Origin of the sequence: Actinomyces sp. Z5 (assembly GCF_003287795.1) — a bacterium.
GTDB classification, from domain to species: Bacteria; Actinomycetota; Actinomycetes; order Actinomycetales; family Actinomycetaceae; genus Actinomyces; species Actinomyces glycerinitolerans.
Genome location: NZ_QMIN01000115.1, coordinates 77,361 through 89,456 on the forward strand (window position 1 = coordinate 77,361; position 12,096 = coordinate 89,456).

The following is a 12,096-nucleotide window of genomic DNA, read 5'->3' on the forward strand; positions in this document are numbered from 1 at the left end:
GCGGCCCCGGCCTCCGCGGCGGCCGCGCGCGCCTCGTTGCGCTCCTTGATCAGACTGCGCGAGTACAGGACGAAGCAGATCAGCCAGACCACGAAGATGAGCAGCGGAATGAAGTTCCCGTCGAGGAACTGCATGAGGTGGGACAGCGCATAAGTGAAGATCGGCGCGTCGATGGAGGAGTTGGAGATCATCTGCCCGGCGGACAGCTCCACAGCCTTGGTGGAGTTGGCCAACTCGGTCATGAATGGGGCGAAGGCGGTGCCCGCCCACAGGAACACGGGTGCGAAGATCGTGCACTGGATGAGCATCCGGATGATGTTCCCCTTGCTGGCGAAGTAGGCCGCCACCGCGATGCAGATGTTGATGATGCCGGCGAAGGGGAGGATGCCGTTGCCGGGGAGGAAGAACGCGTATGCCAGGGTCACCGGGATGGTCCAGATGACGGCAATCCAGATTTCGTTGGCGCCACCGAGGAAGGGCCAGTCGAGTCCGACGAACAGCTGGCGGTCGTTGAAGCGCTTCTGCATGTACTCGGAGATGGCGTTCGAGATCGGCTCGAGTGCCTGCATGAAGTACTTGGAGATGACCGGGAACAGGGTCAGCGCCGTCGCGGCCTGAATGCCGAGCGTCAAAATGGCGGCCACGTCGAAGCGGGCCAGAATGCCGAACAGGATGCCGAGGATGAACCCCAGGACGTGGTTCTCGGCGAAAATACCGAGCTTGTCGCGCAGGTCGGCGGCGTTGAACGAGCGGTCGAGTCCGGGGATCTTGCGCAGCAGCCAGTCGATCGGGTACATCGGGGCAGCCAGGAACACCATGCGGTGGGTAATCGTCACCCCCGGGATACCGGACATGGTTTCGACCCGATGCTGGTGGAAGTCGGCCGTTTTCAGCTCAAAGACCACCTGAATGGCCGCGATGACGAAGGCCAGCCACACCATTCCCGTGATGTAGTAGACGGCGACGGCGGTGAAGATCTTGCCCCACACGTTCCACAGGTCCGCGTTGAAGGTCTCGGTCTGCTTGAACAGGATCAGCACAATGTTGATGCCGATCACCAGTGGGAACATGAGGAAGGCGTACGGCCACGACCAGGAAATCGTGGACATCGTCGTCCACCCGCCGTCGGTGATGGGCAGATCCACACCGATCGTGTCCGACATGGCCTGAGCGGCCGGCGTGATGGCCTCGGTCATGTAACTGATGAGCATGGTCATGCCGGAGAAGGCCACACCCAGGGTGATGCCCGCAGAGACGGCGTCCTTGATCTTCATCCGGACGATCAGCCCGGCGATGATGATAATGATCGGGACGAAGATGGCGGCCCCGAGCGACAGCAGGAAGTTGACGGAGCTCTGAAGGACTTGCATGTCAGTTGCTCCCGGAGGCCTTGATGGCCTCGATCAGCTTGGCCAGCTCCTGATCCTGCCCCATGCCGGTGAGGAACGCGATCCCGTTGATGACGGGCACGGAGCGCGGCTTGTTCTCCCGCACGATGGTGATGTAGGCGGCGGCGTCGGTCAGGTGGCGGTCGACGGACTTGAGGTCGACGGCCTGGACGTCGGCGTCGACCCTCGCCTCCTTCAGCAGACGGTTGACCTTGCTGGCCACGGTCTGGGAGGTGGCGACGCCACTGCCGCAGGCGACGATTACTTTCGCAGTCATGATGACTTCTCCTTGTGGATGGGTGGGTATGGGTATGGGAACGCCCGATTCACGCGGCCTCGAGGCCTGACATGTCGGAAAGCACCCGGTAGTACTCGTCCGGGCTCTGTGCCTCGCTCAGCCGTTCCATGAAGACCGGGTCCTGGAAGGCCTGCAGCATGATTTGCAGTACCTCCACGTGGCGGTCCTCCTGTACGAAGCCGAGGACGAATATGAAGCGCACCGGATGGATGACGTCGTCGTTACCCATCTCCCGCCAGTCAATCGGCCTGGCCAGGCGCACCGATGCGATGAAGGGCTTGACGATGTGTTCGACGTCGGAGTGGGGGATCGCAACCGCCTCCGGCGAGGTCGGGAGCGCCGTCGGATACTTGCGTTCTCGCTCTGCCAGCGCCTCGCAGAAGGAATCCTTGATGTAGCCCGCGCGCAGGAGCTCCGCCGAGATCCGGTCGAAGAAGTCCTCCTGGTCCTTCACCTCCCAGTCGAGGCGAACCAGGTCGCGTTTGAGCAGATCCAGCCGCATGTCTGCCATCTCCTTGAGTCTCGTCATCGAGTACCAGAGCCCGGACACGGTCCGGACACCCCGGAAAATAGCGCGGCAGCCCACCAACGAACAGAAGTCACGTGAACATATGTTCGCCAAATGAACCACCGACCCCTCCGGGAGGAGCCTGCGACGCCGCATATTCGAGCGATTCTTCGGCCTTTACCCTGGCATCTTCCACAGGACACAATGAACATCTGTTCAGCATCTCAAGGTGGGCGTAGCCCGGTTCCGCCAATTCGAAGCCAGTCGGGACGGCGAATGCGGGGAAGGACAGCCTTCCGCTGTCTCCGGGGTATCGATCCCCGGGTCACGGGTGCAGGTCGGCGGCGTCGTGGCGGTTCAGGACGTGACAGCGACGCGGCCCGGCACTCGGGCGCGAGAAGACGTATCCGGGGCATGAGGGCGTAGCCGAAGTGGCCGGGCCGTCGCCTGGAACATGAGAACGTCTTCATTGTTGTCGACGTCGTCCGCCCGCGTTGTTGACACGTCGACGGCGCCAAGTCGCAGCGCGGGCGCTCTACGACCGCGCACCGGGGTGCGTCGCTCTGCCACGGCCATATACAACGGCCGGTGATGCGGAGGTACCCGCGCCGCAGCAGAATGCACGCCTCCGCCCCTGTAGCGCCCCAACAGATCGAGCAGGACGCCACCAAGCGGATGTCGCGTTCCTCGATGGCGCCCTGTAGCGCCCCAACAGATCGAGCAGGACGCCACCCGCGGGTCCCAGAAACCGTATCCCCAAGCGGAAAAGCTCCTACGGAGGTCCGCCGACGCCATTGTCGACGGACCTCCGAAGGAGCGCGGTGTCAGGCGCTCATCGAACGAACCGCGTCCTCGCGCTCACGGAAGTAGCCCACCGTGTCATGCACGAGTCGATCGAGCGCCGGAACGTCGGGCACACCATTGCGAGCGGGATACGGCCCCGCACCAGGACCGAGGGGCTCAGGGGTCATGAACCTGCCCTCGGAGTTCGCCCCAACAAGATACGCAGCCATAATGACCGCATCCAGGTCGAGCGAACCGTCACCCAATGCACGCCTATTCGAATCGGCAAGGTGCAAGTTGACCAGCCTGTCCCCCGCCTCGAGTATCGCCTTCGGGATGTACTGCTCCTCCACCTGCATGTGATACACGTCTCCATTGATGCACTGGACACCAGGCGAATCAACCGCGCCAATGTAGTCCAAAGCATCTGCGACCGTATGCACGATCGAGGTCTCCGCGGACCGAATGGGTTCGATCGCAGCCTTGACCCCCTGCTCGCTGAACACGTGCGCGACTCGTTTAAGAGCCAACACCGAGCGTTCAAATTCATACGCGTCGTAGGCGTCGGCTCGCCCAACGGAGGCCGGAACCACTAGCAAGTAATAGCCACCCATTGCATGCGTGAACTCAACTTCCCGCTCAATATAATCGAGCGCGGCCTGCTGACAAACGGGGCGATTCGAAGACAAGTCATTGTCATCCGAAAACATGCCACAGACCCCTGAGGTCTGCAGCCCGTACTGACGGAGAACCGCACGAGTCTCTTCGACCTCATACCCCAGAGAAGGTCCATAATGATTTCCGTGAAGCTCGATGTACGTAACGCCATTGGACGCCAGTCTCTCGGCGGAACGCTCGAGCTCCTCCAGCCCGAATCCCCAGTTCGACCACGACAAATTCAGCCTGGGCTCGAACCGTTCGGGGTCCGCCCGCTTCGCCGCGAGATACTGCTCGACAAGCTCGCGCTTCCAGCGGTCAACATTCTGCTCCGACAACATCTACACAACTCCTAACTCGATCGAAAAACACCACACATGAAACCTGAATCGACCACTACGCTGACTGCCGCACGATGAGCTCCGCATCGAAAGTGCGGCCCGACACCGCCCCCTCCCCATTCAAGAAGTCACCTATCTCCCGAGCAATGTACTCGCAAATGCCCGCAATCGGCTGTCGTATCGTGGTGAGCGGGACACCCAGCACAGACGCATACGGCACGTCGTCGAAACCGGACACACATACGTCGCGACCAACCGTCAGGCCGGCATCCGTGACAGCCTTTGAAACACCCATGGCGAGGTGGTCATTAAGACAAACGAAAGCATCCGGCCACAACGCGCTCGGACGAGACATGACGTGCCGCGCAACCTCGTAGCCGCCATCCCAGGTGGGACCGGAGGCCCACTGAACATCGACGTCCTCCACACGCATGCCGCGAGCCACAATCTCGTCCGAGAAGCCGCGCCAGCGGTCCTTGTGCTGAGTCGCCTGTACCGGCTCGTTCACGAAGCTGAACCTGCGCAGGCCGCGCCCCCAAAGGTGACCTGCCACCTTCCGCATGCCGTCGTAATCGTTGATGCCGACCGACGGGAAGCCCGGGCGCTCGCTACGCTGCGCCATCAACACCACTGGAACACCGCGGTCACGTAGCCGAGACAAGTCATCCCAGCAGGCGCCGGTGGAGCACACGATCACGGCGTCGACGCCGACCCGTTCCATGTTGCGAAGTACCCGGCTCTCAATCTCCGCGACCTGATCGGTTTCCGCCAGCACCATGGAACAGCCAAGATTCTCGAACAAACGACTCAATTGATGGGCAGCCTCGGCGAAGAACGGGTTGGAAATATCGAAGAAGACCACACCGATCATGGACGAGCGTCCCAGGCTGAGTGCGCGGGCCGTAGGATCTGGGCTGAAACCGCTCTCCTCCAATACACTCTCCACACGCCTGCGCAATCCATCCGAAACCCGCTCCGGGTGGTTGATCACGTTTGAGACCGTACCGACCGAGACGCCCGCGAGCCTCGCCACCTCCCGGATCTTCAGCCTTCCGCCACGCACCGTGCCCAACTCTGATCAGCTCCGTAGTTGATACCGGCGCGCCGCGTAACTATTCACCAGGATGGAACAAATAAGTACGGCGCCGAGGGCGAGCAGTTGGGACCTCGACCCGGCGGAACCCTCCATCGAAATTAGCAGTCCTGCGTTCAGCCACGTGATCAGCACCGCCGCCATGACGACGCCGCTCACTCTGCCGAATCCCCCCTGGATCAACACACCGCCGAGCGCCGCTATCGTAATGGCGGTCAGCGCCATGCCGTTACCCGCGGTACCCGCATCCGGCCTCGCCGAGGCGTACTGAGCGACATTGACTACCGCGGCAAGGCCACACAGCAGGCCCGATACCATATAGGACGAACCTCGAATTGCGCGCACATTCTGAGCCGCATAGCGCGCCGCCGTCGCGTTGGTTCCAACGGCCAAGAGAGACCGCCCCCACGTCATGCGGTCCAGCAGCAGCCATGAAATAAGCACGCTTGGAACCAGTATCGTGAGTACCTGCGTCGGGATCATGAGGCCGAACAACGCGACGCGTCCGGTGAGAACACCGTTTGCCGCCGTGATCTTGTCGCCGGAGATCGGTGCAGACCCTGAGACCACCATGGCGATTGAGGCGTAAGCGTATTGCGTCGCCAGAGTGGCAATAAGCGGGGGGAATTTGAGATACCCTACGAGCACGCCATTGACTGCTCCCAACAGACCGCCCGCGACTACCGTGCATACTACCGCCGGCACGAGCGGGACTCCCACATTCTGTATCAAGTGGCCGAAGAGCATTCCGGCCAATGACACGATAGCACCAACCGAAAGATCGATGCCCGAGTACCCGGAGATAATGACGAACATCTCGGCCAGCGCCAGAAGCGCGACGGGAACCAGCGATTGTAGGGACGACGCCATATAGGCGGCGTCGAAGTCTGCGAATAGATAGCCCCCTCTTCCCAGCGCCGAGAACATGATGACCAGCAGGACCGTGAGCAGCGCGAGCGCCGCGGTCCTCTCCGTCAGGAGAACGCGCAGAACTCGTGCAGGCACAGACTCGCGTTCCTCGAATACACCGTCCGTAGCAGGCACTGTCATGACCTGGCCCTCCTCGCCTGACGCAGTAGATCCACGCCCACCGCGATTAGTATGATGATGCCGACAAATAGTTGCGTAATCTCAGTCGGCAGGTGAAGGTGAATGACCGCCGCCTGAACACTTCCGACCAATACGGCGCCCAACAATGTTCCCAGTACCGTTCCGCGTCCCCCGATGACGGAAGTTCCGCCGATAACGCACGCCGCGATCACCGACATCTCCATCCCGATACCGACATTCTGCTGGATAAGACCTCCGCTGCCGACCGACACGACAGCAGCCAGCCCTACCATGGCGCCGCAGAACACGTACAACATGAATATGCGACGCCTGACCTTAACGCCTGCAAGCCGAGCGGCGTCGGCGTCATTGCCAATCGCGTATATGTGGCGGCCAGTCGCCCAGTGTCTCATGTACACCCATACGATCGCGGTCAGTACGATCGCAAGCCACATCGCGTTGGGCAACCCCAGAAAGCGTGCACGCGAGATACTCCCGCCCAAAAAGCCGAGAGTGCCCGGGACGCCGGCGACCTGAGTTTCACCGAACACCTGCAGCGCTACATAGCGAAAAACGTTCAGCGTGCCGAACGTGCACACCATCGCCGGAACTCGTCCGAACGCTATGAGAGTGGCATTGACGACGCCCAACGCGCTGCCGACCAGCAGCGCCACCGCAATCGCGACAGGAGCATTGATATCGAAGTCACGTATGAGCTTTGATACCACCACCATCACTACCGCGAGGCCGGATCCAACCGACACGTCGATACCGGCGGCACACATGATCGGCGTCATAGCGATGCCTATGAGAGCAATCGGCGCGACCGTGTAGAAGATCGCAAATACGCTGGACGGCTCGACGAAGGTCGGCGTCGTCACACCCATGACCAGCCACAGCAGCGCAATCACGACGACGAGAACCATTTCCTGGCCCTCGATCAAAGGCCGGCGTCCCCGGCGCCTGGGCCATCGTGCCGCACCAACACTCCGACCAGTTGCTGACGGACTCATCTCGCGCCCTCGCTCTCAAGCTCTCCCGATGCGGCGCTCAGCAAGGTGACTGCAGACACGTCGCCATTCAACTCGGCCGATATCTCACCATGTCTCATAACGAGGATCCGGTCCGCCAGGAAACGGATCTCGTCCAAATCGGTTGAGAACACTATTGCCGAATGCCCTTCAGCCGCGTGATCCAGGATCAACTGGTGTATTTCAGACTTTGCGCCTACATCCACGCCCTGAGTGGGCTCCTCGGCCAGCAGGATGTCGGGCACCTCTACCAGTTGACGCCCCATAACGACCTTCTGCTGATTACCGCCGGACAATGCGCCTACCGGAGTCGAGGGACCCGGCGCCTTAATACCCAACCTGCGAATCAGATCGCCCGTCGTTCTCCGCTCGTGTCGGTCATCGAATATGCCCAGACGGGAGAAGAACGGCAGGTGACTGGCGGAGACATTGAAGGCGAGGCTCTTGGGCTGAAACACGCCCTGCAGTTTCCGGTTTCCGGGGAGCATGGCCAGGCCCAGTCGCATGGCACTCCGTGGTGAACGTATCCGCACCAGTTCGCCTTTGACCCTGATATCGCCGCCGTCGGGGGGAGTAACACCGAAGAGAACGCGCGCAAGCTCCGTCGTGCCCGAACCAATGAGGCCGTACACACCGACGATTTCGCCTCGATGCAGCTGAAGGCTGACATTGTCGAGCCGTTTTCCCTGCGCGAGGGATGAGACTTCTAGCACGACGTCGTCGGTCGCGGCACTGCGCCTGTCTGAACGATCGGCGATCTCGAACTTGTCGCCCACCATGGCCTGCGCGATCTTGGCCGGAGACATCTCCTCGGTGGCGTAAGTCCCAATGACGGAACCGTCACGCATTACGGTGATCCTATCGGTGATGCGCCCCAACTCGTCCAATCTGTGCGATATATATATCACGCCTATGCCTTCGTCGCGCAGGCCCCTGATAATATCGAATAGGCGCTCGATCTCCGTATTCGTTAGGATGGCCGACGGCTCATCCAGGATGAGCAGGCGGACGTCCACTGCGAATGCCTTCGCTATGGATACCAACTGCTGCTCCCCTACGGGAAGATCTCCAACCCGACTGTGCATGATTTCGGGGTCCAGCTTCAGGCGACTCAGTAGCCTTTCGACTGTCTTTTGCTGACTCGTCCAGTCGACCCGGCCCATACGGGTCTCCTCGCGGCCTAGGAATATGTTTTCGGCCACGGACAGGTCGGCAAACAGCTCTGGCTCCTGATACACCGGCGACACTCCTGCGGCGAGCGCGGACTGCGTATCCCCTAGAACGATCGGTTGCCCATGTATTAGCACGGCGCCCCGGTCCGGGGTCTCGGCCCCGCTGATCATTTTTATCAGGGTAGACTTCCCCGCTCCGTTCTCACCAACCAGTCCGTGTACCTCGCCGGCACGAACAGACCAGTTGACGTTCCGAAGCGCATGAACGCCGCCGTAACGCTTGTCGACTCCCCGAACCTCCAGAATTTGCTCTTCGGAAGGCATGTCTTCACTTCCAGTCTTCGGCATATTCGCCCCCCATGCTCCCCATGGTGTGCGCGACCGTGGCGACCGCGCACACCATGGTTCACGAAGCGAGTCAGTAGTCGTAGTCCCCCGCGTTCTCCTCGGTCAGAATCAAAGGTTCTCCCATGACCAGTGTCTGCGACGCCTCGTCGTACGTCACGCCGGGAATCCTGCCCACGTCCTGAGTTGCTTCGAAGGACTCGCCCTGTGCCAGCTTCCAGCCGGCCCATGCCGTCAGATATCCGAGGTTCTCAACGTCCCACAGCACCGATGAGCTTGCCGAACCGTCCTCTAGGTACGGCAGCATGGCCTGCGGCGTTCCAACGCCAACCGTGGCGATCTCACCCGTCTTGCCAGACTCCTGTACTGCCTGCGCAACCCCGGGTGCGGACGTTGTACAGACCCCGACCAGTCCCTTGAGTTCCGGATATGCGTTGATAAGGTTCTTGGCCATGGTGACGGCCTTCGCTTGGTCCTCATCGGCATAGACGGTGTCGACAATCTCCATGTCTGGATAGTCGGTGGCGGCCTTGTCCTTGAACACCTCGATCCACGCGTTGAGGTTGGCCGCGGTCTGGCCGCACGACACGATCGCGATCTGCCCCTCTCCGTCAATCGGCTCCGCCATTTGTTCCAGCAGTGCCGTGCCAATAGCCTCCTCCGTGGCTTGAGTCACGAATACTTCGCGCGAAGACGACGAGGCGTCCGTGTCCGCCGTTCCGACCTTTATTCCTTGGTCTTGGGCCTCGGTGATCAAGGGCGCCATGGAGTCGGGGTCGTTGGGCGCAATCAGCAGCGCGTCCACCTTCTGCTGCATCAAAGAACGAACAACTTCGCTCTGCGCGGCGGGATCAGCCGTGTTCGGTCCTGAATAGACCCAGTTGAAGCCGAATTCCTCGGCGGCGTCGGCGCCGCCGGTATTCATGGCCTCGAAGAAGGGAATACCTTGGATCTTAGGCACGAATGCAACGGAAACCGATGTTCCGTCGGCTGTGCCGCCGCCGGCTCCGCTCGACGAGCCTCCGCCGTTACCGCCGGCGCAACCTGCGACTGCCAGCGCGAGGCATGTGGCGCCTGCCGCCGCTGCCATACCTAGACGATGTTTCATATCTGTCCTCCATCGCCACGTTCCCACAAGCTCCCCGATGAGCATGCGACTGGCTGCACCGATCCCTCTTTGGACCGGTTCAAAAGTGTGGCGTGATCCAGTGTGCACCAGGAGACACGGACGTGTCAACAGGTCACTTCGCGAGCATCGCCCCGGCGACGTTTGTCTGATCGTGATACATTCAACTGGTGCGGATCCTACGGCCGCCGTTCAGGAGCAACCTCCCGCGCTCATGCCGCAAATCGGCGCAGCACGAGCGGCGACTCCAGGGACGGCACCTGCACCGATGTGCAGCAGCACGTCTTGCTAGCCCGCCCCGCCAACGGGGATGATGCGTTTAGCGACTCCGGCGGACACACCACCGGCCGGGCGAAAACCAACCACAGCGCCTGTCGCACAGACAACCGACAAAGGAGTTAGTCCATGACCACCGAGCCCCTCGCGCTCACCGACCTCGACCTCAAGGCCATCAACGTCGCCAAGGCGCTGGCCGCCGACGCCGTGGAGGCGGCGGGCTCCGGTCACCCCGGCACTGCGATCTCACTGGCACCCGTGGCCCACCTGCTCTACCAGCACGAACTGCGCCACGACCCGTCCGACCCGAACTGGCTCGGCCGCGACCGCTTCGTCCTGTCCGCCGGGCATGCCTCCCTGTTGCAGTACTGCCAGCTGTTCCTGACCGGCTACGACATCCCGGTGGAGGGGTTCACCCACTTCCGCTCCTCCGCCGGCCTGCCCGGACACCCCGAGTACGGGCACACCCCCGGCATCGAGACCACCACCGGTCCGCTGGGCGCAGGCTTCTCCAACGCCGTCGGACTGGCCATGGCGGCCCGCCGCGAGCACGGCCTGTTCGAGCCCGATGCCGCCGACGGCACCTCCCTGTTCGACCACTTCGTCTACACGATCATGGGCGACGGCTGCATGCAGGAGGGCGTCGCCTCCGAGGCCGCCTCCCTGGCCGGCACCCTGCAGCTGGGCAACCTGATCGCCATCTACGACGACAACGACATCTCCATCGAGGGCGACACCGACATCTCCTTCACCGAAGATCCCTCCGCCCGTTTCGAGGCCTACGGCTGGCAGGTGCTCGACGTCGATTGGAAGGCCGGCGGCACCTACCACGAGGACCTGCAGGCCCTGCACGAGGCGCTGGTGACCGCCCGCGCCGAGACCAAGCGGCCCACCATGATCCGCCTGCACACGATCATCGCCTGGCCCTCCCCCACCAAGCAAGGGTCGGAGTCCTCCCACGGCGCCAAGCTCGGCGCCGAGGAGCTGGCCGGGCTGAAGACCGCCCTGGGCCTGGACCCGCAGGCTACCTTCCAGCTGCCCGACGACGTCGTCGCCTTCACCCGCTCGCACGCCGCCGAGCGCGCCGCGGCCGCCCGCGCCGACTGGGACGCCCGCCTGGCCGCCTGGCAGCAGAACTCCCCCGAGCAGGCCGCCCTGTTGGAGCGCCTGCGCGCCGGCAAGCTGGATGAGGGTCTGGACGCCGCACTGCCGGTGTGGGAGGTCGGGGAGGCCCTGGCCACCCGCGCCGCTTCCGGCAAGACACTGACGGCCCTGGCGCCGGTCGCCCCGGAGCTGTGGGGCGGGTCGGCCGACCTGGCCGGCTCGAACAACACCACCATGGCCGGTGAGCCCTCCTTCCTGCCCGCCGACCTGGCCCAGGCCGACGGCGACGGCCCTTACGGGCGCACGCTGCACTTCGGCATCCGTGAACACGCCATGGGCGGGATCCTCAACGGCATCGCCCTGGACCGCCTGACCCGCCCGTACGGCGGCACCTTCATGGTGTTCTCCGACTACATGCGTCCCGCCGTGCGCCTGGCGGCGCTGATGGGCCTGGGCTCCATCTTCGTCTGGACGCACGACTCCATCGGCGTGGGCGAGGACGGCCCCACCCACCAGCCGATCGAGCACCTGGCCGCGCTGCGCGCCATCCCCGGACTCGCCGTCGTCCGTCCCGCCGACGCCAATGAGACGGCAGCCGCCTGGGCGGAGATCCTGCGCCGCCCGGAGGGCCCGGCCGGAATCGTGCTGTCTCGGCAGAACCTGACCGTGCACGCCGACGCCGAGACCGCCCGCGCCGGCGTCGGCCGTGGCGCCTACGTGCTGGCCGAGGCCACCGACGCCGCCGGCGCCGAGGTCGCCCCCGCGGCGATCCTGATCGCCACCGGCTCCGAGGTGGGCGTCGCCATGGACGCCCGCGAGGTGCTGCAGGCCGAGGGCACGCCCACCCGCGTGGTCTCCGCCCCCTGCCTGGAGTGGTTCGCCCAGCAGGACGAGGCCTACCGGGCCTCGGTGCTGCCCGAGACG

Annotated in this window: 10 protein-coding genes; 1 reads left to right on the top strand and 9 read right to left on the bottom strand. The window is 63.0% G+C overall.

Going from position 1 to position 12,096, the window contains the following annotated elements; genetic code table 11:
- From DRB06_RS15630 to DRB06_RS15670, 9 genes are all read right to left on the bottom strand, one after another.
- The coding region (locus tag DRB06_RS15630; protein ID WP_111820448.1) for a PTS galactitol transporter subunit IIC at positions 1 to 1,370 on the bottom strand (1,370 nt) is incomplete at its 3' end.
- Between the two features lies 1 nt (position 1,371).
- On the bottom strand, positions 1,372 to 1,665 hold the full coding sequence (locus tag DRB06_RS15635) for a PTS sugar transporter subunit IIB (protein ID WP_073329936.1): 294 nt from the start codon (positions 1,663 to 1,665) through the stop codon (positions 1,372 to 1,374).
- 49 nt (positions 1,666 to 1,714) lie between these two features.
- The gene (locus tag DRB06_RS15640; RefSeq protein WP_199912550.1) at positions 1,715 to 2,197 is read right to left on the bottom strand and encodes a PTS sugar transporter subunit IIA; all 483 of its coding nucleotides are present in this window, start codon (positions 2,195 to 2,197) and stop codon (positions 1,715 to 1,717) included.
- An 821-nt stretch (positions 2,198 to 3,018) separates the two neighbouring features.
- On the bottom strand, positions 3,019 to 3,975 hold the full coding sequence (locus DRB06_RS15645; RefSeq protein WP_073329948.1) for a sugar phosphate isomerase/epimerase: 957 nt from the start codon (positions 3,973 to 3,975) through the stop codon (positions 3,019 to 3,021).
- A 55-nt stretch (positions 3,976 to 4,030) separates the two neighbouring features.
- The gene (locus DRB06_RS15650; RefSeq protein WP_309300338.1) at positions 4,031 to 5,038 is read right to left on the bottom strand and encodes a LacI family DNA-binding transcriptional regulator; all 1,008 of its coding nucleotides are present in this window, start codon (positions 5,036 to 5,038) and stop codon (positions 4,031 to 4,033) included.
- 15 nt (positions 5,039 to 5,053) lie between these two features.
- On the bottom strand, positions 5,054 to 6,118 hold the full coding sequence (locus DRB06_RS15655; protein ID WP_073329958.1) for an ABC transporter permease: 1,065 nt from the start codon (positions 6,116 to 6,118) through the stop codon (positions 5,054 to 5,056).
- Complete coding sequence (locus tag DRB06_RS15660; protein ID WP_234416049.1) at positions 6,115 to 7,062, bottom strand: ABC transporter permease; 948 nt, start codon at positions 7,060 to 7,062, stop codon at positions 6,115 to 6,117. Before DRB06_RS15660 ends, DRB06_RS15655 begins: the two co-directional genes overlap by 4 nt.
- Positions 7,063 to 7,127: 65 nt before the next feature.
- Positions 7,128 to 8,645, bottom strand: coding sequence for a sugar ABC transporter ATP-binding protein (locus tag DRB06_RS15665; RefSeq protein ID WP_111820449.1), 1,518 nt, complete (start codon positions 8,643 to 8,645; stop codon positions 7,128 to 7,130).
- A gap of 94 nt (positions 8,646 to 8,739) precedes the next feature.
- Positions 8,740 to 9,774, bottom strand: coding sequence for an autoinducer 2 ABC transporter substrate-binding protein (locus tag DRB06_RS15670; RefSeq protein ID WP_258522303.1), 1,035 nt, complete (start codon positions 9,772 to 9,774; stop codon positions 8,740 to 8,742).
- Between the two features lie 423 nt (positions 9,775 to 10,197).
- Between DRB06_RS15670 and tkt the strand changes: the two genes are divergently transcribed.
- The coding region (gene tkt, locus DRB06_RS15675; protein WP_111820451.1) for a transketolase at positions 10,198 to 12,096 on the top strand (1,899 nt) is incomplete at its 3' end.